At 34.3% G+C, this 23,931-nt stretch carries 14 protein-coding genes and 1 riboswitch; of the genes, 5 read left to right on the forward strand and 9 right to left on the reverse strand.

The features are described 5' to 3' along the window. The 5 genes from SD960_RS11705 to SD960_RS11725 form a co-directional block, all read right to left on the reverse strand. Window positions 1–1,794: an alkaline phosphatase gene (locus tag SD960_RS11705; protein WP_318803268.1), complete on the reverse strand. Its 1,794-nt coding sequence runs from the start codon at window positions 1,792–1,794 to the stop codon at window positions 1–3. A 244-nt stretch (window positions 1,795–2,038) separates the two neighbouring features. Next, complete coding sequence (locus SD960_RS11710; RefSeq protein WP_318803269.1) at window positions 2,039–3,781, reverse strand: RagB/SusD family nutrient uptake outer membrane protein; 1,743 nt, start codon at window positions 3,779–3,781, stop codon at window positions 2,039–2,041. A gap of 16 nt (window positions 3,782–3,797) precedes the next feature. Then, a complete protein-coding gene (locus SD960_RS11715) occupies window positions 3,798–6,767 on the reverse strand; it encodes a TonB-dependent receptor (RefSeq protein ID WP_318803271.1) in 2,970 nt (989 codons plus the stop codon). 377 nt (window positions 6,768–7,144) lie between these two features. Further along, complete coding sequence (locus SD960_RS11720; protein ID WP_318803273.1) at window positions 7,145–10,843, reverse strand: two-component regulator propeller domain-containing protein; 3,699 nt, start codon at window positions 10,841–10,843, stop codon at window positions 7,145–7,147. A 186-nt stretch (window positions 10,844–11,029) separates the two neighbouring features. Further along, window positions 11,030–11,467, reverse strand: a complete 438-nt coding sequence (locus tag SD960_RS11725) for a hypothetical protein (RefSeq protein ID WP_318803275.1) — start codon at window positions 11,465–11,467, stop codon at window positions 11,030–11,032. A gap of 573 nt (window positions 11,468–12,040) precedes the next feature. Between SD960_RS11725 and SD960_RS11730 the strand changes: the two genes are divergently transcribed. Together SD960_RS11730 and SD960_RS11735 are read left to right on the forward strand one after the other, a co-directional pair. Beyond that, on the forward strand, window positions 12,041–12,376 hold the full coding sequence (locus tag SD960_RS11730) for a hypothetical protein (protein WP_318803276.1): 336 nt from the start codon (window positions 12,041–12,043) through the stop codon (window positions 12,374–12,376). Between the two features lie 191 nt (window positions 12,377–12,567). After that, entirely contained in the window at window positions 12,568–13,788 is a 1,221-nt protein-coding gene (locus SD960_RS11735) for a DUF763 domain-containing protein (protein WP_318803279.1), read from the forward strand. 261 nt (window positions 13,789–14,049) lie between these two features. On the opposite strand, the gene SD960_RS11740 is transcribed toward SD960_RS11735, so the two are convergent. After that, complete coding sequence (locus SD960_RS11740) at window positions 14,050–15,549, reverse strand: aminotransferase class V-fold PLP-dependent enzyme (RefSeq protein WP_318803282.1); 1,500 nt, start codon at window positions 15,547–15,549, stop codon at window positions 14,050–14,052. Window positions 15,550–16,083: 534 nt separating this feature from the next. After that, a riboswitch (SAM riboswitch) is annotated at window positions 16,084–16,183 on the reverse strand. Window positions 16,184–16,406: 223 nt separating this feature from the next. Between SD960_RS11740 and SD960_RS11745 the strand changes: the two genes are divergently transcribed. Next, window positions 16,407–17,003, forward strand: coding sequence for a nucleosidase (locus SD960_RS11745; protein WP_318803284.1), 597 nt, complete (start codon window positions 16,407–16,409; stop codon window positions 17,001–17,003). A gap of 408 nt (window positions 17,004–17,411) precedes the next feature. On the opposite strand, the gene SD960_RS11750 is transcribed toward SD960_RS11745, so the two are convergent. Next, window positions 17,412–18,920, reverse strand: coding sequence for a glycosyl hydrolase family 32 (locus SD960_RS11750; protein WP_318803287.1), 1,509 nt, complete (start codon window positions 18,918–18,920; stop codon window positions 17,412–17,414). 1 nt (window position 18,921) lies between these two features. Beyond that, the gene (locus SD960_RS11755; RefSeq protein WP_318803288.1) at window positions 18,922–21,102 is read right to left on the reverse strand and encodes an HAD-IIB family hydrolase; all 2,181 of its coding nucleotides are present in this window, start codon (window positions 21,100–21,102) and stop codon (window positions 18,922–18,924) included. Between the two features lie 284 nt (window positions 21,103–21,386). On the opposite strand from SD960_RS11755, the gene SD960_RS11760 reads away from it, so the two are divergent. After that, on the forward strand, window positions 21,387–22,265 hold the full coding sequence (locus SD960_RS11760) for a helix-turn-helix transcriptional regulator (RefSeq protein WP_318803291.1): 879 nt from the start codon (window positions 21,387–21,389) through the stop codon (window positions 22,263–22,265). Between the two features lie 69 nt (window positions 22,266–22,334). Further along, on the forward strand, window positions 22,335–23,501 hold the full coding sequence (locus SD960_RS11765) for an iron-containing alcohol dehydrogenase (RefSeq protein WP_318803292.1): 1,167 nt from the start codon (window positions 22,335–22,337) through the stop codon (window positions 23,499–23,501). A 73-nt stretch (window positions 23,502–23,574) separates the two neighbouring features. Here the strand turns inward: SD960_RS11765 and SD960_RS11770 are convergent, their stop codons facing one another. Beyond that, window positions 23,575–23,928, reverse strand: coding sequence for a helix-turn-helix domain-containing protein (locus SD960_RS11770; protein WP_318803294.1), 354 nt, complete (start codon window positions 23,926–23,928; stop codon window positions 23,575–23,577). Window positions 23,929–23,931: the final 3 nt, after the last annotated feature.

A 23,931-nucleotide genomic window follows, 5' to 3' on the forward strand; every position in this document is an offset into this window, starting at 1 on the left:
TTATTTTAACAGCGAAAGTATTTTACTGAACACTTCATTATTTTCATATACTCCCTGAAAATCCTGCGAATGTGGTCCATAAGAAAATATAGGCACCATCGTTGCAGTATGATCGTTTGTTATAAAATCTCCTTCTATTTGGTGTTTTTTCACATTTCCTTGTGGAATACCAAATCCGGAAGTTTCATGATCTGCTGTAATAACAACCAATGTTCCTTCATTTTTATCAGCAAAAATAAGTGCCTGGGTTATGGCTGTATCAAAATCTATTGTTTCAGCTACTATTCCGGCAACATTGTTAACGTGCCCGAAACTGTCAATTTGGGCACCTTCGATCATTAGGAAAAAGGGTTTGTTTTTTTTGTTTAAAAATTCAAGGCTGTATTTTGTAGCATCTGCCAATACTTCTCCTCTTCCCTCTAAAACAGACGGCACTTTTCCCTGAGAAAGAAAAACTCCAATAGTATCGGCATTTACTGTCTGCATGTCTTTTACAGATGGCAATACTTTAAACTTAGAATCTAACGCAATATTCTTAAAAGCAGAAGCGCCGCCTCCAACAAATAAGTTCAATTTACTCTTTAATAAATCTTTAGCAATTACTTCTGTATTAGACCTTTCTATTGTGTGAGCATAAAAAGCAGCGGGCGTTGCTCCAGTAATTTCATCTGTTGTTATAACACCTGTAGAAAATTTTCTTTTTTGTAAAATTTCCAAAATATTAGTGATTGGTTTTTGCAAACTATCTGTTCCAATGGCTCTGTTATTTGTTTTTTGACCTGTTGCCAATGCCGTTCCTGCGGCCGCAGAATCTGTTGTAAAATCGTCGGCAGATTGTGTTTTTATAAAACCAATGCTTTTTAATTGCGTCAATGACAAAGCACCGTTATTGGCCAAAACAGCCGAAGATATTTGAGATAAACCATTTCCGTCTCCAATTAAAAGAATTACATTTTTAACAGGACTATTTTTTTGATCTGTTTTGTAACTAGGTTTGTAAACTGTTGACGAATTTCTGGCTGTTATAAATCTCTTTGGCAAAAATCCAAGATATTGAACACAATTATAAGGTTTGTCTGTATTGATAATATCTACTCCTAATTCTGAAAATGCTTTCCAGGCGCTTTTGGTATCCGGAGCACCCCAAAAACGAAATGGCTTGTTGGTTGCTTTTGCTTTAGCAATAATTGAAGTTATACGATCGTGATCTTCTTTTGTTAGTTTTCCCAATCCATTCCAAACAGAATATTTTTTAAAATCTACACTAACCATCGCAACTTTTTCCCAATTTTCTTTTGAAATTGATTTCCCTAATTCCTGAAAATCAAAGTAGATAAAATTAGGATATTTTACATAATTATCAGCATTTGGTCTGTTTCCCGAAACGATGATTTTAATATTCTGATCCTCTGTGATTGTTTTATATTTATTTAAAACAGAAACGAGTTTGTTAAGTGTTGGTTCAGCATCCGTTTTAATGTCTATTAACAAAAATAATTGCTGCCCTTTTTTGTACTGCATTTTTAAAGCAGTTTCCAGAGGTTTTAAATACAAAGATTCTAATGTTCTCGCAGCCGTAATATTTTCCTGATCGTGAGCAACATATAAATCATTGTCTTTCAAAAAAATATCAGCTTCTATAGATGCCGCTCCGTTTGAATACGCATCCCAAAAAGGAATTGTATGATTGTAATCGTTGTGTGAATGTACTTTTACTAAATCTTGAGAATATATTGAATTTCCTGCTCCTAATAATGACAGGAACAAGCTTATGAATAAAAATGATTTTTTCATTTGAAATGAATTAATGAATTGAAAAAAAACAATTGGGTATTGGGGCAAAAAGGTGTTGGTGTAATAAATCGATTTTTTTCTCTTTCAAATTTGTAGGTTTTCTGAAAGAAGAAAAATGTAAAAAACAGGGCGTTTTAAAAATTCCAAACACCCTTGTTTTAAAAAAAATAAACACAAGAAGACTGCTCATTAAAGCAATGGCAAAAAACGAACAGCCTTCAATTCAAAACAATTAAACAAATTTTTAATATCCTTTATTTTGTACTAAATATCCAGGTGTGTTTGAAGCTCCGTCAATTGCTACCTGGGGAATTGGGAACAATCTGTGGTTTACATCTACATCTGATTTTTCAGTCCATTTATCTTCAAAATGGTTAAAACGAATTTGAGTAGTTCTTCTTAAACCTTCCCAGTAAAATTCAAAACCATATTCTCTGTACAAAATATCCAAATTTATAACCGTAAGCGCAGCAGGAATTGGAGCACGTGCCGTTCTTGAAGTTCTTACGATATTCATATCTGCCAATGCTTCACCAATTTGTCCTTTTCTTAATTTAGCTTCGGCACGCATCATATAAATTTCTGCATATCTAAGCAATACCATATCTACACTGCTGTACGTATTTCCATCAGGAGAAGTATGGCTAAACTGATATTTCGACACTCTGTATCCAGCAGCGTGCGTACTGCCTTCGTTAGTAAAATCAACTTTAAGGGTAAGGTTCACATAACCCACGTTTTTGTCTGGTCCGTTTCCTTTAATTTGCTTAACCGGATAAATTCGGTATCCGCCATCGCATTTATAAAAAGCGCCGTTTGCATCTTTTCTGGCTGCCCACGGAATACCTCTCATAATTCCTCTGTCAATTTCAAAGTCTTCAGCTTTTACACAGTAATAATGATTTTCATCGTTTAATGGCGAAAGTCCGGTAAGGTCTTTTAAGTTATCCGGCACTTTTGCATTATTTTTATAAAACCTTGAATCGGCATCGGCAGGATCTACGCTTCCGTAAGCATCAACCCATGTTTGATAAAAATCTGACGTAATCGCCGGACCATCAGTTCCGTCTACGTTAATTGATTCTGGTCTTGCGAACATTGATCCCGGTATTGACCAGTATGCCCAACGGTTGTGCTCATCTGCTAAAACTCCACGCTGATCTATTGCAAAAATTAATTCAGGGTTTGAATTATTAGCATCATCAAATAAGTCAAAATACTCTGGAGATAAACTGAATTTACCTGAGTTGATAATGTTATCTGTATATTTAATTACTTTATCCATATCTGCCGCGGCAAATGCAGGCGTTCCGTAAGGATCACGATATACAGCAGCATTTAAATACAATCTTGAAAGAAGTCCCCAAACCGCAGCCTGTGTCATTCTTCCGGGTCCTCTGTTAGTATTAATCACATCGGCAACAGACAATAATTCACTTTCTATATAAGAAACCGCATCTTGTCCTCTCAATATTTCTGAAGTACTGGCCGATGATTCTTTTTTAAACACAAGTCCCCAGCTGTCTAATGTCTGCATATTTAAATAAGCTCTTAGGGCTTTCATTTCGTAAAGTGCTCCTTGTGCTTCTGTATTTCCGCCTTCTGCAAGAGGAGTTAATACTTCAATAGCAGATAATGTTCTCGAAATGTTTTTAGTAAGCGCATTCCAGGTAGTTGTAACCAGGTCATTTGTAGGTGTTGTAGTGTGCGCGTGAACGGCTAAATATTTACCTCCATCATACCAGTCAGTTCCTCCTCTGTAAGGTAAAATACCTTCGTCACTTGCAATTAACTGTAAACCAAAATTGTTTGTATGATACCATGTCGATTTTAATTGGCCGTAAGCGGGAGCAATTGCACCACTAATTGCCTCTGCTTGTCCTGCCCCATTTAAGGATTCGTCCAGGACATTTTCTTCTAAGTCAGTACAGCTCCAGTTAAAAAATAAACTGAATGCAAGACCTGCTATTATTATTTTGTTTTTCATGTTTTGTTATTTTTGATTAAAATGCCGCGTTTAAGCCAAATACAATGGTTCTGCTTCTTGGGTAACTGAAATAGTCAATTCCAAAAGACTGAATTTCGCCTACTGAAGTTCCAGTGTTAATTTCAGGATCATAACCACTGTATTTTGTGATTACAAATAAATTTTGTCCTGTTACCGAAAGACGAATGTTGTCCATTATATTATCAAGTCCAATTGATTTTGGGCTTAAATTGTAACCCAGAGTTGCATTATTTAATCTTAAGAAACTTCCATCTTCTAAATATCTTGTAGAAACTGTATTTGAATTCGTAGATGCTTCGTTTAAATATTGAGAAGCCCTGTCTGTAGTGTTAAAAGAATTTGCCAGACTTCCTCTGTTGAAAGATGACATTGCAACGTGGTTGTAGATTTTATTTCCCTGAGCTCCGTTAAAATTAGCTCCAAAATCAAAATTCTTATATTTCAAATTCAAATAAAACGCGTAAATATAATCCGGTAAAGCACTTCCTGCAACGATACGGTCATTGTCCAGAATCTTACCATCGTTATTTGTATCTTTAAACTGGTTTAAACCATCAGCACCAATTCCGGTAAATTCAAGCATATAAAAAGAACCAATTGGCTGTCCGTTTAGCACACCGTTTATCGTTGCTCCGGATTGTCCGCCACCTTGCGCTCCTCCTGTAGTTAAAATTTGGTAAGGTGAATTTTCTACTTTGTTGTTTGTAAAAGAGATATTTCCGCCAATGCTATAAGAGAAATCTTTGCTTTTGTCGCTGCTGTAATCTAAAGCAACCTCGATACCGTCGTTTTTGATTTCCATATTAGGAATGTTTGTCCAATATTTTGATGTGGGCTGAATTGGATCTACCGGCGCTACTTCTAATAAAATATTCTCCGAAACTTTGTTGAAATAATCAACAGTACCTGATAATCTGTTATTGAATAAACTAAAATCTAAACCAATATTGGTTTGTGTTGAAACTTCCCATTGAATATTAGGATTGGCTAAACGTGTGTAAATTGAACCATAAGGATATCCAGCTAAATCTGTAGCAGATGGATCTAATGGATACGTATCATATCCGCTGTTGCTTTCTGTATAACTTGCTTTTGTAATTTTAGAAGGAATCTCCTGAGAACCTGTCTGACCCCAGCTTGCTCTTAACTTAAGATTGTTAAGCATTTCAGATTCTTTTAAAAAATCTTCTTTTGTAATGTTCCAGCCCAATGCAACAGATGGAAAATATCCGTATCTGTTATTTTTACCAAATTTAGAAGAACCATCGGCACGCATCGTTGCGGTAAGCAAATATTTGTTGTCATAGCCATAATTTAATCTTCCAAAGAAAGACTGAAGCTCATTTTCTACCGCAGATGAAGACTTGGTTCTAAGCTCAGTAGCGGCTTCTATTTGATTTTTTGGTTCAACACCATTGTCAGGGAATCCCTTAAAGTCGTAATTCTTTTGGTTTACTTGTATTTTCTGGTAAGACTGACCCGCTAAAACTGTAAAACTATGAACATCTTTACTAAAATTATACGTCAGTGTATTTTCGTATAAGATATTATTATTAGTAGTTGTAATATTGTTCAAAGTACTTTCGGTTGTATTAGTCGCCGAAGTATAAGGTAAAACTTGTATGTCTCTTTCAGACATTGAATAATCAACTCCAAGATTAAACTTATACGTTAATCCTTTTATGAACTCATAAGATGGCGCGATATTAGCCAAAATACGATTGTTGTTGGTTTCATCAGAATAAATTCTCTGACTGATTAAAGGATTTACAGCATCATTGCTCAAGTTTACATTTGGTTCTCCATTTACATAAACTGCATCGGTTGGGTTCATTGTCAACATGCTGCCCACAATACCTCTTGCGTCTGGTCTTGAATTTTCAAGTTTTGTTGCTGTCATGTTAAAAGCAACATTAAACTTATCGTCAAATGCTTTTTGGTTTAAATTTAAACGTCCTGAATAGCGTTTTAAATCACTATTTTGTAAAACACCTTCCTGATTGTCTACTCCTACAGATGCTGCATAAGTTGATTTATCTGTTCCTCCGCTCATAGAGAAATTAACGTTTTGAGAAACTCCCGTTCTGGTTAATTCATCCTGCCAGTCTGTATTTGCTCCTCCGTCTTGTAAATTTCCATTTACAGCAACAACTTGTTTTCTAAATTCATCGGCACTAAAAACGTCAACTTTATTCGCCAATGTTGAAAATCCGGTGCTCATAGAAAGGTTTATTTTTGTTTGTCCTTTCGCTCCTTTTTTAGTTGTAATTACAATTACTCCGTTTGCCGCTCTCGAACCGTAAATAGCCGAAGCAGATGCATCTTTAAGTACCTCAATACTTTCAATATCCTGCGGATTGATAAAGTTTAAAGGATTTGAAGCAACTCCATTATTCGTATTATCCAGGGCAAATCCGTCTACTACATAAAGCGGTGTTGTTCCTGAACGCAAACTCCCGACCCCACGAATAATGATATCTTGCGAGGCTCCCGGCTCACCGCTTGCCCCAACAACGTTAACCCCGGAAACTTTTCCCTGAATCAATTGTCCGGCATTGGCCACCACTCCTTTATTAAAATTTTCACTTTTTACAGAAGCAATAGCGCCGGTTACATCAGATCTTTTTTGAGAACCGTAACCTACAACCACTACTTCATTTAAAGTACTAACTTCTTCAGCAAGACCAACAGTCAATTTTTGATTTCCGGAGAAAGAGACTTCTTTTGTTTTAAATCCTACGTAAGAAAAAACCAAAACACCATCATTTTGTTGTGCTTTAATTTTAAAATTTCCGTCAAAATCTGTCGTAACAGCGCCTTTTGGTTCTCCTTTAATATAAACAGAGACCCCTGGTACGGGTACTTTTTCAAGATCAGAAACTACGATTCCTGATACTGATACCTGCGCATGGGAGTATGACATACATCCTAAGGCAAGAATTAACAATGCGTAAACTTTTTTCATTTAAATACTTTTTTAGTTTCGCCAAAAGTATTTTATGGATCCCGGCAATAGGAGGATTTTTGTATTTGAAAAGTGGACTTTTAATGCAATTTAGGACAGATTTAACGGCAAAAAAGGGTGATTTTTGTTCATTAACATTGCGCTAACTTTCTATAAATACAGTCCTAACAAAAAACTACGCGCTAACCCGTTGGGTGTAATTACTAAAACTTCATTTAACACATAGAAACATAGATTTTAGACCTCTAAAAAGAGTGCAAAAAAGAAACATGTTTCTTACACATAGCTGAACTCTGTGCCTTTTAAAGAAGTGAACGCCTTTCTTTGAACATGCAACATCTATGTCTCTATGTTAAAACTAATTAACATCCAACGGGTTACGCGCTATATTCTTTATATTCCTTCGGACTTTTGCCAAAATACTTTTTAAAGGAGCGCCCAAAGTATTTTGGATCGTTATATCCACACTCAAAACTGATCTCGGATATGTTCAGCCTTTTCGTTTTTAGCAAAACTTCTGCTTTTTGTAATCGAAGCGACATTAAGATATCCAAAGGAGACTGGTTTAGGGTTTCTTTAAACAAACGATAGCATTTTACCCTCGAAATTCCCAATTGCTCCACAAGCATTTCTACATTAAAAGACGGATTTTGTAATTCGTCTTTAATTATTTCTAAAGCCCTTTTTAAAAGTTTTTCGTTTGGTGTAATATGCTCATTGTCTTCCGTGAGAATCTCAAATATTTTCTGCTGAATTTTATATTCCCGCAAAGGCTCTGCATTTTGATGGATCAGGCTATCAATTTTCTTTCTAATAAATGATGCTCTTGCAGGCAATTTAATATGCGTATCTATACCAATTTCTAATAATTGTTCGTCTAATTCATAATTAATATCTTCTGAGATATAAATCATCGGGATTTTTATATTCGTATTTTCTTTTTTTGTTTTTAAAAAATGAATCAGGTCATTGGAGAACGCTGCCTGATAAAAAACCAAAGCGGCAATATCAATCTGCTTTATGATTGCATTTAAATTAGAAACAGAATTTTCGAAAATCAAGTTATAATTTTCGCTTTCCAAAACCTGATTCGCGGCCGCATTATTAAATGGATCACCAAAAACCAAAAGGCATTTTTTATCTGAAGAAAACTGATCTTCATAATTAAAATTTTTCCAGGAAATTGTTTCTTTAAAGTTGGTTTCGGGATCGACAATCTCTATCGGAATTAAGATTGTGGTTTGAAATTGTTCTTCTGAAGAGGGGATCAACTCTCCTTCCAGATCTCGTATTAAAACCTGTAAAGCTCTAAAATAGGGACTATAATGCACAATATTTTGCCAGTTGTTTTTTAAGATGACACTATCAGAAACGGCATTAATTTTTAAAAAATTATTTTCATAGGTAATTGCAATACTTAAAGTGCTGTCTCTATCTGAATATTTGCAGAAATCATTGAAAAAATACTGCAATGCCAGTTTTAAACGCAAAACATCAATAATGGCAAAACAATCTGTTTTGTCTATTTCACAATTAAAATTGACCTCATTAAGCTGTAAATCTTTCTTAAGTTTTTCGACATTGTTTTTTAAAACAGGAAACAAATCGACAGCTGTTTTCTTTATGGGGCCAAGATCCTTAACATGTTCGAGGTAATTCCATTCAGAAATAAGGTTCACCAATTTACCCGATTCTGACATCAGGGCGCGCTGGGTTTCTGTATCTTTTTTAAACGAACTTGAGATTTCAATTATTCTGGCTATCGGATCCTGAAATTCTGCCAGCATAAAAGTTTTAAACTTTTCAATTTCAAAATTTTCGTTTTTAAAATTGCTGTGCAAAATCAAAAGTTTCTCTTTTTGTTCTTCTATTTTTTTGTTTTTTTTATCCAGTTCCGCATTAATTTCTTCCAGATTTTTTTTCTGCTTTTCAATCACATTAGTACGTGCTTTTACAAGTTCTTCCAGATATTTTTGCTGCACAAGCGCGCTTTTATTTTTAACATAAATTACGATTACACAAACCAGCAATATAAAACCTGATAAAAGGATATAAAACAATGCCGATTCATAAAATGCTTCGGTAATGTGAAGCGTAAAAAATGCAGGTTCGGGAATCCCGTTCTTGCCCTGTTTTATCATAAAGGCATGATCTCCGGAAGATAAATCAGTATATTCGATTTTATTGTTGGCACCCAAAGAAATCCATTCGTCATCATTTCCTTCGAGCTTGTAATAAATATCGCTTCTTTTGGCTTTTGGAAATAGTATGGGTATTATTTCAATTTCCAATTCATTATCACTAAAGCTTTTTTCTATTGCTGCCGGATAATTTTCATTACCATCGATTTTCAATTTTATTCTTGCTTTTGAATTTTCGGTGTGAATCGTTCCGGGATTAAAATAATTAAGTCCGTTTATACCTCCAAAAAACAAATTCCCTTTTGAATCCTGATGATACGCTCCTTCAGAAAATTCAGGCGCCTGCCAGCCGTGATCCGGATTATAAGAAGTTACGGTAAATTTTTTCTTGTCAATAGAAGCGAGTCCTTTTGTGGTGCTAAACCAGATTTTATTTCCATTATCAATAAGTCCGTAAACCATATGACTTGGCAATCCTTCAGCCTCTGTAATATTTTTTACTATGCCGGTCTTTTTATTAAAAACGCTTATACCTCCCAAAGAAGCAATCCAGTAATTATCTGTTTCATTATCAACAAAAACAGAATAGACGCTATTGCCTAAAATTCCATCTTTGGTAGTGATTTTTTTTAAAGCACTCGTCGTTAAATTAAATACAATCACGCCATTATTTTCTGTTGCAAGAATAAGATTTTGATTGTTTTTTTTAACGCATCTTACATTGTATTTATTTAATAATTCCTGACCTTTAAATGTTTCAAACTTTCCGGTTGTCAAATTAAATTTAGCCAAACCTCCCCAACATCCCATCCACAGCTGTTTGTTTTGATCTTCAAACATAGAATAACATCTGTTAACGGGCATTCCCTTAATATTGCTCGTTTCATAACTGGTACATTTAGCATCAGAAATACGCAAAATTCCTTTGTAAGTTCCAGCCCAGACTGACCCATCGCTTGAGGTAAACAAAGTTCTTATTCGCTCCCAATCCGGATTTGAAGCAGCTTTGTCTATTTTAAATTTTTCATACAAATGGCTTCTGTCATTGTAGCAATAAAGCCCTCTTGTATAATAACCCAACCAAATTTTTCCTTTGCTGTCTTTGGTAACTGCTCTAATAGTTTCATCCGGCAGATTAGGTTCTTTTATAGGATGCGGCATAACAGAATTTATTTTTTCAGAACCGGTAAATGCCATACTCAAACCACCGTCTTTTTGCCCTAACCAGATATTTCCAAAATCATCTTCATGAAGCGTTTCTATTTCATTATTTGTCAAAGAATATGGCGCATACAAATCAGAAGTAAAATGTTCTATATTATTATCATTAGATTCATTTGTAATGATATAGACTCCATTTTCACGTGTGGCAAACCATATATTTCCTAACTTATCTTTTAAAATATCATTGATCATAAGTTTAGGATATTTTCTAAGTAAAATACTTTTTAGGTTTTCAAAATCTGTTCTTTGTACATTATTTTGAGGTATTTCAACAAAAGAATTATTTTTAAATTCATAATAATCCGTACTTGTTTCTACTACTATATTTCCTTTTTGAGATAAATGGATGCCTTTTGGAGTGCTTTTAAACTTAAATGCTGCAAACTCATCATTTCCAAGATATTGGTTTACATTACCTTCTTTTGTAATGAGCCAGATTTGTCCCAGGGCATCTTTTTGTAATTTTGTAATATAGTTACTTGAAACTGTTTTACGATTTTTAAAATTGTTCTTAAAAATCTTAAAGCTGTAACCATCAAAATAATTCAGACCGTCCCAGGTTGCAATCCACAGGCCGCCATCTTTATCGCTTTCTATATCAAGTACCGAATTATTTGATAAGCCCTGGTTTGTTGTGAAGTTTTCAAATTTTATCTGCTGTCCAAAAGAATATAGTGTAGAAAGACAAAATACTAGTACTACTCGAATCATTTTATATTATTTAACCCGCAAGTTTACAATTGCAAGTTAATTTAAACATGAACTGTGTGTTAAGTTAAAAATGAAGCAAAATGTAAAAGTAAATTGTAACAGTCTTGATTCTTTTAAAATAAAAAAACCTGCCATTAAATGCAGGTTATATTTATAGTAAAGTTTCAGTTTTTATAATCACGAAGTTTAGTCGGCTTTATATTTGTTATTCCAATATAACATTAAAAGTAATGTAACAATTATACAAGAAGCCGTTCCTTCAAAAAACAGACATAAGGTATATGTTGCTACCGATGGCTCGCCTCCAAACATAAACGCTTCTGATAATGATTTTACGTATTGGTCACCTCCTTTAGCATAACTATAAATAAGTAATGCTACGATGCTAATAACCACTCCTGTAAAAGAAGTTACCATAGCCGAAATTGCGTTGGGAACAAAACTGTTCTTACCATCAGCAAGATTCATTTTTAAAGTTCTGTTTACACCATAAAAAATAATAAGTACATTTAATAAACGCAGATAAAATAAATGAGCAAGATTTAAAACTTCCATTAATAAGAAGAAAGCAGCAATTCCTAAAAATATATAAATCCCGTTAATAATTTCTCTTGGTATTTTCATAATAAAGTTATTTTTAGTTAAAAAATGAACATTGTATAGCCCTGTAATTTTATATATCAAATTAAATAAAAATGAAAGAGAAAAAATTCTACTATTCTATGTCAAAAATTACAAAATGTCCATAAAGCTTATATGGAATTTCAAAGTAAACAACTGATAATAATACAATTAATGATCAAAAAAATGTAATTCGTTTTTTATTTGTAGTCTATAGATTTGTAATGAATTCAATTGCTATTAATAAGTGTAGTCCCTATGGGACAAAAAATGGGCACAAATAAATTGATTTCTACCAATATATAATCTCTCCGAGATATTTTTATTACTCCGTTAGGAATTAAAACTGGTAGTTTAATAAATGTACTCCCTACAGGACAAAAATGGCACAAATAGATTGATTCCTACCAATATGTAGTCTCTACAAGATGTTTTTTATTACTCCGCTAGGAGTTAAATATTGGTAGAATTAAAATATTGGTAGAAACGATAGGCACGCCCCTAGAAATATCCCGTAGGGGATTATACTTTTTTTTACAGCAACTTGAATTAATTATTAACTATAAACTTATTATTATGAATACTTCAGACAACAGAAACGACAGATCAGATAATCAGACGAATAAATCTGAAACCATGGAAAGCAAGGATACTATAGTAAATCAGGGTCAGGATCAGGATCAGGCAGATACTTCCGGAAAAAGAGATCAATATAACGAGAAATCTAATGAGCATCCAATTCAGCATAGAATGGATGATAACGATAATATTGATCCCAATTTTCAAAAAGAAACCAATAGACCACAGTATCTGGATGAAGATTTAAAAAATAACAATGATCCGGACAGAAGAACTTTGGATGAATATAATGCAACTACTGCCGAACCGGAAGATGACGATGTAAATCGATAAATCTGTACATCAAAAGTCGGAATTTACAAAAAAGTAATTTAAACCGCCGGACGAAATCCGGCGGTTTTTATTTTGCTGACAACAATTCTGTTATTTACTAAAATATCCTAATGTATTCTTAATCATTTCTTTTGTAAATAAGCGTTTTAAACTATTTTACTTAATTTTGTAACAATCCAAATCTTTATCAAATGAAACGTTCCGGCACAGCAGATCTTCCTTTACATTATGGGCACGTTCCGTTGTGGCTTGCTGAACGAATGTCTAAACTTGGTTTTGCGATTGTAGAAACGATTGCCTTAGAATTTTCTACTGCCGAAGTGATAAGCAAACTTAGTAATCCTTTTTGGTTTCAGAGTTTTGGCGCCGTAATGGGTATGGACTGGCATTCTTCGGGCATTACAACTTCTGTACTTGGAGCCTTAAAAAAATCAGTAAACCCGCATTCAAAAGAATTGGGAATATATATTTGCGGAGGCAAAGGCAAACATTCTATGCTAACGCCAAAAGAACTTTTATTTGTGGGAGAAAAAACAGGCCTTGACGGAAATAATCTTGCCAATTGCAGCAGACTAACCGCGAAGGTTGACAACACGGCCATTCAGGACGGGTTTCAATTGTACCAGCACAATTTTATCGTTGATAATAAAGGACAATGGGCGGTTATCCAGCAAGGAATGAACCCGAATTCGCAAACTGCCAGAAGATATCATTGGCATTCACAAGATTTAAAATCCTTTATAAATGAGCCGCATACCTTTATTTATGGCGAAAACCAAGGCACAATTTTAAATCTTACGGCCGAAGCAGCCACAAAATCGAGAGAAGGTATTTTAGAATTATCTAAAGAATCTCCAACAAGAATCATGAAAGAAGTGCAGCATCTTTCTATGCCCGCGCATCATGATGTAAGAATGGAAGATGTGAATATGAAAAGATTGGGTGCCATGTTGTGGGCAACTCACGAAAATAAACCGGAAGATTTTGAAGAATTATTGCTTTTGAAAGGAATGGGCCCGAGAGCTTTGCAATCACTAGCATTGGTTAGTGAAATAATTTACGGCACTCCTACCCGATTTGAAGATCCGGCACGTTTTTCTTTCGCTCACGGCGGAAAAGACGGGCATCCGTTTCCTGTTCCTGTAAAAATTTATGATGAAACAATTGATACTCTACAAAGGGCAATTAATCGGGCTAAAATTGGAAATAGTGATAAAATACAGGCGATTCAGAAATTATCTGAAATTTCAAGAAAAGCAGAAGAAAGTTTTACACCCAATTCTAACTTTGATGCGCTGATTCAAAGAGAACGCGATGAATCGCACAAATATGGCGGAAGAACTATTTTTGGTGATGCCAAACCTCCAAAAAACAAACCTTCAAACCCTAATAATCAATTGGAATTATTTTAATTGATGACAGGTTTAGTAAAAAAAATCCCATTTCGGTAATGAAATGAGATTTTAAAACCTGTTATGTGAAATTGCTTTAACACATAGAAACATAGATTTATTCTACTCAAAAAAGGCGTTTCACTTGCATTAACAAACATAGCTATGTGTGAGAAACTAGTTTCTTTTGGATTTACTTTTTCAAAATCATAAAATCTATGTTTCTATGTGTTTAATTAAACTTTATACATTACACCCAACGGCTTAAAAAAGCACATTATATTACTCAAACTCAAACCATTTTTGTACCTCTTTTTCAATATTTTCTTCAAATACAAAATTCTCAAATTCATTGGAAGAACTATTGTATTGGTAATCCTTTTGCCATTCCTGATAATTTTGCGCAACTTGCTTTATAGCGTCACAAATAAACAAAAGTTCTTCATTTGTCATGATGGGATGCAGGGATAAACGAACCCATCCCGGTTTATTGGTTTGGTTTTTCTGAAGTAATTCGCTTGTGATTTCTTTTGATTTTTCTTCATCAATATCAAACAAATAATGTGCATAGGTACTGGCGCAGGACCAGCCGCCACGAACCTGAATTCCGAAACGGTCATTTAAAAGTCTCACGACCAAATTGTAATGAATATTTTCGATTACAAAGGAAACACATCCAATTCTTTCGGTGGTAATATCTCCTAAAATAGATAAACCCGGAATTTTACTAAATTCTTCATAACAAAGATCTAGCAATTCTTTTTCTCTGTTTTTTATGTTTTCTACCTTCATCTGGTCTTTTAGTTCCAGAGCCAAAGCGGTTCTTATTACCTGCAGAAATCCCGGGGTTCCGCCATCTTCTTTTACTTCTATTATGTCACTATATTGGAATTCTCCCGATGGGTTTGTCCATTTTACGTTTCCTCCGCCCGGATTATCGGGAATGTTGCTTTTATATAACTTTTCATTAAAAACCAAAACACCACAGGTTCCGGGACCGCCAAGGAATTTATGTGGAGAAAAGAAAATCGCATCCAATTGTTCTTCAGGATCTTTTGGATGCATATCAATTTTTACATAAGGCGCCGAAGCTGCAAAATCAACAAAACAAAAACCATCATTTTGATGCATGATTTTTGCCAATTCATGATAAGGCGTAATTATTCCGGATACATTTGAGCAAGCCGTAAAAGAACCAATTTTCAGTTTCCTGTCGGCGTATTTTTTTATTTTTTCGGCAAGAATTTCAGGGTTTACCAAATTGTTCTCGTCGGCAGGCAAAATGACAACATCGGCATTGGTTTCATACCACGGAACCTGATTAGAATGATGTTCCATATGCGTAATAAAAACGACTGGTTTATCTGTTTTATCGACAGTTTCAGAATGAAATTTATTATCGGCAGTACGCAAACCCAGATAGCGCTGTAATTTAGATAAAGCCGCTGTCATTCCGGTTCCTGTGGTAACGAGAACATCAGATTCATTGGCGTTAACGTGTTTTTTAATTATTGCTCTGGCATGCTGATAAGCATACGTTGAAGCTTTTCCGGTTTGACTTGAAAATGAATGCGTATTGGCAATCATCGGACCTATTTTATTGAGCATTATATCTTCAATCGGAATATATAATCTTCCGCTGGCAACCCAGTCAGCATATAATAAATTTTGCTTTCCGTAAATGGATTCAAAAATGTGATTTACTCCTATTGTATTTTCTCTAAATTTCGAAAAATACTTTTCTAATTGGCTTGTTTTTACTTGCTTCTCAATAACATTCATTTCCCTATCATTTTAAATTAACATATTTTATTTCTGGTTGAATCTTTTATAGATTTCAAATTTTCAAAGTGATTTTTTATGGTTTTATAACCGATTTTTTTACCGCAGAGAACGCAAAGATTTTTATCTAAGAATGCCTTAAAAAAAGCACAGAGTTCACAAAGCTAAATCAATACAAAGCTTTGCGAACTTTGTCTTTTACAAAAGCTAAGAGTAAAAAAAAAACTTAGTGTTCTCTGTGGTAATTTTTTTTCTTTACCCATAGGTTTTAGGATAAATCCAATTTTTCATAATAATTTGGTTTAAAATTGAACATAAGTATTCCCTGACCGATTTGAAATGGCCTAACATAACGTCATTAAAAGGAAATAGACTGGAAAAAATTACCTGCCGTGCATTCGAAAAACTAAAGATTTGTTTTCTTGAAATAGCAGATTGGTTTCTTTTAAATTGGCGTATAATAATAGCTCAGCTTTCATTTGATGATAAAAAAATTAATATTGATGAGCTTATTCAGATTACTAAACGAAATCTTTCTTATCTGTCCGCCGTAGCGGAAGGATTTAGCACCTTATTTGGCAACAGGTTGCTAAGACATCATCGGGCCTATTCCCTCAGTCTTTCTGGATAAGTCATGTAGAAATTTTCTACTTTGCAAATATATACAAATTCTATCGAATTAATATAGTTTAAAATTATTTTTTTTATTCTTTAATAGAAAATAAAGTATTAAGTATCATCTAATCTCTTTTCTGAACAAAAAAACACTTCAAACAATTGACATAAATCCTTTCTTTCTATAACCTATTATTTAGTTGAAATGAGCATCTTTGCATATTGAAAAATAAACTTGTTTAATGATAAAAATTACACCCGAATTATCTTTTCCATTAAAAGATGTATTATTCTCATTTGCATTAGAATCTGAAGCAGCAGATGTTTTTGTTGGTCAAAATACGCTCATTACCGGAATCGGAAAAGTAAATGCAGCTTATGAATTAACCAAAGCTATTCAGAACAAAAAACCATCTTTAATTGTAAATCTTGGATCAGCAGGAAGCAATTCTTTTCAAAAAGGAGATGTTATTTGCTGTACTAAATTTGTGCAAAGAGATATGGATGTCAGAGGTTTAGGATTTGCACAATATCAAACTCCGCTTTCTAATTTGCCAGCGATTCTTGAGTATGGTCTGGAAATGGATAATCTACAAATCGGTATTTGTGGAACTGGTGATAGTTTTGAAATGGGTCATGCCACCAAAATATACGATGTGGTAGATATGGAAGCTTACGCACTTGCCATGATTGCCATGAAAGAAAATATTCCGTTTTTATGTTTAAAATATATTTCAGACGGTGCCGATGACAATGCCGCTGATGATTGGGTGATCCAGGTTCATAAGGCTGCAGCAGCTTTCGGAAATATTTTGGAACTTACTAAAAATAACATTTAAAAACACGGATTTCACGAATTTGCACGAATTAATTTTTTAAGATTTAACTATTAAAAAATTAGTGCAAATTCGTGAAATTCGTGTTCTTTTTTACTTATAAACATTGCCAACGGTTTCAACCGTTGGGGCATAATGCATTTTTATTACGTACTATTTGTCATTTCGACGAAGGAGAAATCTTCGTTAGAAGCTCGACAAAGTATTTGATCATTGTTGCGGAGTTACTCGCGGAGATTTCTCCTTCGTCGAAATGACATAAAATGAGAAAAAAAACTCAACTTAATGACATTGACTTCTATCCTCTTGCTTCTATTTTCTATTTTCTATTTTCTATTTTCTATTCTCTATTCTCTATTCTCTATTCTCTATTCTCTTGCTTCTATTCTCTTGCTTCTATCCTCTCCCTCCTTAATGCGATTTTTTCAAATATTCATCAAAAGCTTTATTTGGATCTGAAGTTGCGTATTCATTTTCTGGTTCCGGAATTACGTGAATCTTCGAATCATTTAAGGATACAATAGCAGAACATACATAAACCCCTATTTTTCCTTCGCTGTATTTAAAATCCAACAAAGTCAATTTAACAACTTCATTAATAGATACTTCGTAGTAATTTCCGTGACGGATTATTTTAAAATAGATTTCTTTTTTGTCGACAATTTCAAATTGATTTGTTTGAATGTTTTCGAAGATAAAATTGTTTTTGACATCTTTTTCATTAAATCCCCACGCTCGAAACTGAACAAAACCATTTACAAAATCAATCGAAACATAATAGGCCGTTCCTTCTTCATCACACTCAATTACAAAACCTGTTTTTCCCATTCCTTCAACCGCCAATGTTCCTTCCCAAACAAAATCATTCGATGGTTTTTCAAAACAAAAAACTTCGTAACCGCTTCGGCATCCAAAACGCCATTTATTTTCATGTTCCAAAACAAAATTTGCCGATGGATTTCCTAAAATTGGCACCGGAATCGGTAAGTTCTTTTGCTCAATTGTTCGCTGATAAATCGTTTCCCAATGGTGATAGGTTTTTAATAAAAGTCTTCCACTCGTATCAACATCCAATTGTTTTGGTGGCGGAATTACGCGATGCGTGTTGACATTTCCTCCCACAAAATAAAAATTGTAGATCAAAAAGTAATCGCCTTCTTTTACAATTCTTGCGGCATAATTGCCTTGTGGCATCAGCACATTATTATGAAAAGCATGATATTCTCCTTTAAAATCAGGAGAAAACCAATAACGGACTTTAATATCCTCGCGAATCGAACCCAATAAATAATGCATTCCTTTTATTTCGACTACGCAAGGGCATTCCACATCATCATATACATAGGGAACATGCAGCGGTTTTTGAAGCACAAAACCAGTCGCTTCTCTTTTTGCGACACCAATACATCCCCTTCTGTACGTTGGTCCAATGGCACTTCTGGCGCAAATTAGCAGATAATCTTCTCCTTCAAATTCATACTTATACGGATCTCTAAAACTAATCCATTCGCGGGGATTATTGGCCGAACTTTCATAATAAGGTGCCTGACTTTTTAACGGAAGACCATATTCGTTTTCTTTCGTCCAGTGAATTAAATCCGGAGAAACTGCCCTGCCCACTTTTTGCATTATTCCCTTATCCTTGCGTTTTAATCCTGTATAATACATTTCATAACCTTCTCCCGCAGTGTTTTTACTTACATGCATTGTCCACAGCATATCGTCATCCCATTCTCCGGGATCTCCAACCCACAAAGCATTTTTGACCCTTTTCCAGGAAAGACCATCACGCGATACGGCATGTGCAATATAATCGTGATTAGGAATAATCAAATGAAATAAATGATGAAGTCCGTTTTCATCAATAAAAACATCAACATCACCTATTTCCCAACTGCTAAAACCTGAACCTGAATACATATTATTTTATTATTTTATAATGTTTTAATCCTTCTAAAATTCCCAAAGATGCTGAGCTTTTTGCCACAAAAATACTTTTGGTTGTTTCATAATGATCTAATTCTATACTTTTGTTTCCCACAATAATTCCTTTTATTGCACCCCTGAACATGTCGATATCATTTCCTGAGTCGCCTGCTGCAATTACGTTTGTTAAAGGAATTGCCCATTTACGGCATAAAAATTTAATTGCATTTCCTTTTGATGCTCTTTTGGGAATAAAATCCAGAAACTGTCCGTGACTCGGAATAATGTTTATTTTATACCATCCCTTTCCTAAAGCTTTAACCAACTCTTCATGATCGTATTTTTCTTTATCATAATAATACGAGATTTTAAACGGATTTTGCGCTTCCTCTTCCTGCAGTTTCATCCAGGGAATTACTTTTAAACGATTTTCGATATCATCTCTTTTCCATCTTCCTGATAAAAAAGTCGCCCAGCCTTTATCTAAAATGTAATCCGTACCATTTGTATAATAAATTTCGGTTCCAACAGAACAGATAATAAAATCCGGTAACGGAAATTGTTCTTCATCAATCACTTTTTTAACCAGCGCCAAATTTCTTCCGGATGCCAGGGCAAAAGCCATTTTATTGGTGCGATTTACTAAATGCACTTTTAATTCTTTTAAACCCGGATTATTCAATTTGGGTTCAATCAGCGTTCCGTCAATATCCGAAACCAATAAGTTTTCGACTTTTCTTTTTAAACGCTCAATATTAATATTGGGATAGTGTCTGTTTTTAATTCCTGACCCGGATGAAAGCGTCAGATTCTCATTAATCAATTCAACATATTGGTTTACATGACTTAACCAGCTGTAATGTTTTTGAATATTAATGGCTCCGTTATTCGAATAATATTTCCATTGATTTTCATCGGTTAATATATTTCGTACCGCTTTTTTAATTTCATTTACATCTAAAGGATCTACCAATATTCCGTTTTGGCAGGTCGGAATAATTTCAGAAGGTCCTCCGTTTTTGGTAACCACAACAGGCAAACCAGAACTAGCCGATTCTATTACGGTTAAACCGAAATTTTCATGCAGGGTCAGATTTACAAAAACCCCTCTTTTTTCGGCGGCATAACGGTAAATAATCGAAACCTCATTTTCTACATCATGCTTTTTCGGAATTGCCATTTTTCCGTATAAATCATATTTATCCATTAACAGCAATAAATCTGTTAATACATCTTTTTCTGATTCCGGCATTTGTGAAATATCTTTTCTTATACCTGCAAAAATAACCAGATTAGCGATGCTTTGCAGTTCTTTGTCTTTGCCGTAAACTTCAATAAGTGTGTGAAGGTTTTTATGGCGATCCGGCCTTGAAAGTGCCAATATAAAAGGTTTGTGCGGATTGGTAAGAAACTTAGAAATCGTTTCGGCAACCCAGTATTTTCTTTGTTCTTCCTCCATTTGCTTATCCAAATCCTGTTCGAGATGATAATAAGGAACAAATTTTCTGGTATCGATACCTGGGGAAATGGCGTGGTATTTGGCTAAATCAAAATTTTTATACGGCTTATAAGTTTCAATTTCCTGCTCTGTCGAAGTAATAATAAATTCTGATAGTTCGAGTGTCCTTTCTTCGGCGGCAATTCTGGCTTTAAACTTAAATTTCTTTTCGAGTTCCTGTTCGTCTATCCCGCTTTCCAGCAATTTTTTTCTTTTATGAAAACCTAAAGAATGTCCCGTATGAGCAAATGGAATATTCAGGATTATTGATAATTCGCTCGCCACATAACCCGCATCCCCGTAATGCGAATGAATCCAGTTGGGAAATATGTCATGAACTTTAATGTGTTGCACAATGCCATTTACAAAAGTGTCAAGACCTTCCCATAATTGTTCTTTGGGTTTGTATTTTTTTCCTAAAAAAGAAATTCTTCTTATGGTTAATTTTTCATTTACTACTTCAATAGGAACTGCATATTCTGGAGAAAGACTGCGATCATCAATCAATCTGGTAAATAAATCAACATGCTCTACATCTGCATGTTGGGATAAAAATTCGGCAAGCTCGTAAACATATTTAGTTTGTCCTCCATTGTCAGCATCTCTTCCAATCTCAAGGCCGGAGCCTTTCAAAAGTCCGTGAATGTTGATCAATGAAATTCGTAATTTTGTCATCATCTTATTTATTAATTAAATTTTAAGGTACAAAAAATAAAGCGAACCGACCCAAAATCTGAGGAAAAACAGACAATTTAAATCAAATATGTAAAAATTATGGCTCTAAAATTGCATTCATCTCAACAAAAAAACGATGACTATTTTTAGATGTAAATCTTTGACTGGCAATAAATTTCTCCTTTATTATTCAAGCAAAACAATAGCTCTTTGAATAGTTTTTGTCCCAGCATTCTGCATGACCTTGATAAGTTTCCGTAAATTTGCCAAAAACAGCAATTTTTAAGATGAATATAAAAAGGTCGGAGATCAAGAAGATTATTGAAAAAGCAGAAGACAAAAATTTATCTTTCCGCGTTTTTGATTTAGACAAAGAACATATTCAAAACTATCAGCAGCCTCACAAAAATGATCACTTTTTGATTATTATTGTAGAAACAGGAAAAGTTGATGTTCAGATCGAAGACAAAATTCATTTTCTAAAAGCAGGAAAAATTTCTATCATTTTTCCGGAACAAATTTGCTTTATCTCTAACTTCAGCAAGGATTTAACCGGTAAAATAATTTTATTTGAAGAAGTATTATTTTGTTCCGATATTTTAAAAAATGAATTAAGCCCTTATAATGTCAATCTTTCTGCCAATCTTAATTGTACGGCACTTCCCGGTCAGGAATTTGAAGAAGCAATTACACTTGTAAAAAGCATCCAGAATATTTATAATAAACCAAGTCTTGTCAAGAAAGAACAGGCGCGTTTTTACATTAAAGTTTTTTTATTGGGACTTATAGAATCTGTTCACGGACAACATCCTGTATTGCATCAAAAAACAAATCAGCATATTTATATTGGTTTCAAAAAACTCTTAAACGAGCAATACAGAAGCGAGCGCACAGTGCAATATTATGCTTCTCAACTTTCCATTAGTCCAAAAAAACTCAACGAAATCACCAAAAAACATTGTGGAGAAACCGCCATAAATGCAATTCATAACCGCATTTTGACCGAAATCAAAAGACAATTATTGTTTTCTGATCTTTCTCACAAAGAAATTGCATTCGATCTTGGATTTAGTTCTCCATCGGCACTTAATAAATTTGTTAGGGCAAAACTAAAAGAAACCCCAACTGAACTGCAACAGGAATTGGCGCAAATTTATACCGCATAGTCTTGTTTGTATAACATCCTGTCCTGCCCGCACAGCTAACTTTGCATCAATAATTAAATACTATTAAAGATGAGCAAATTATTTGTTGCAGGAGAAGTTTTCCACGGTCCGGGAAGTCTTGAAGAATTAAAAAATATAAAAGGTAAAAAAGCTTTTGTTGTAACCGGCGGAAGTTCTATGAAAAAAAGCGGAACGCTGGACAAAGCTCTGGCTTTTTTGAACGAGGCAGGAATTGAAACTTTTGTTTTTGATGGTGTTGAAGAAGATCCTTCATCTGCTACAAGTTTTAAAGGTGCAGAAGCCATGCAAGCGTTTCAGCCAGACTGGATCGTAGGTATTGGCGGATGTTCTGCTATTGATGCGGCCAAAACAATGTGGATTTTTTACGAACATCCTGAAACTGATTTTGATTCGCTTATCAAACCTTTCAGCGTTCCGGTATTAAGAAATAAGGCTAAATTTATCGCAATTCCTTCTACAAGCGGAACTGGTACTGAAACAACTGGTTTGGCGGTAATTACAGATCGTGAAAAAGGCGTTAAATACCCAATCGTATCTTACGAATTAACTCCCGATATTGCTATAATAGATGGCGAAATTTGTGCGTCTATGCCTGCTCACGTTACATCAAATACAGGATTGGATGCTTTAACACATTGCGTTGAGGCTTATGTTTCTAATATTGATGACAATTTTGCTGATGCATTGTCAAAAGGCGGATTAGAAATTGTTTTTGATAATCTGGAAGAAGCTGTAAAAAATCCGTCAAATATTGCAGCGCGCCAAAACATGCACGACGCTTCTTTTATGGGAGGTTTGGCTTTTAATAATGCCTGGTTAGGAATTGTTCACTCATTATCTCATCAGGTTGGTGCGTTATACGGTATTCCACACGGATGTGCAAATGCGATATTTTTACCGAATGTAATTCGTTATAATAGCGTTGCTACAAATAAATTTCCATCATTGGCAAAAGTAATTGGACTGCAAACTGCCGAAGAATTAGCGCAGGCAATTGAAGGATTAAGAAAAAGAGTGAATAATATTTCGTCTCTAAAAGAATTCGGAATTTCAAAAGAAGACTGGGATAAAAATCTGGATTATATTGCAAACAACGCATTCATTGATCCATGTACAGGTTTTAATCCGCGTGTAACCAGCGTAGAAGATTTGAAAGATATTTACAATGCCTGTTACGAAGGTGTCGTTTATGCAAATGATGCTGTCTTGAATTAATTCTAAAACAAAACAATACTTTATAAACCAGAACATTTATTTTATTTGTCTGGTTTATTTTTTTATAACATCTCTATTTTTCAATTATCTTTTTTCGGTGTTCTATTCCCCAAGCTGTCAGATTATTAATTATTGTCTGCAGGGTTTTGCCGTGTTCCGTAAGCTCGTACTGAACACTTATTGGCTGTGTTTCTAAAACCGTCCGCTTGATTAATTTGTTTACTTCAAGCTCTTTTAATTCCTTGCTCAGCATTTTGTTTGAAATTCCAACTACATCATTCAAAATATCCGAAAATCTTCTTTTGTTATAATAACAAACGGAGGAAATAATTGCAATTTTCCATTTTCCGCTAAGCACATCCATTGAATCCTGGACTGCCATCATCTCTTTTTTGTGTTGCTCTTTTTCAGGTACTGTACACTCCATAAG

Origin of the sequence: Flavobacterium sp. MMLR14_040, assembly GCF_033657265.1 — a bacterium.
Taxonomy (GTDB): domain Bacteria; phylum Bacteroidota; class Bacteroidia; order Flavobacteriales; family Flavobacteriaceae; genus Flavobacterium.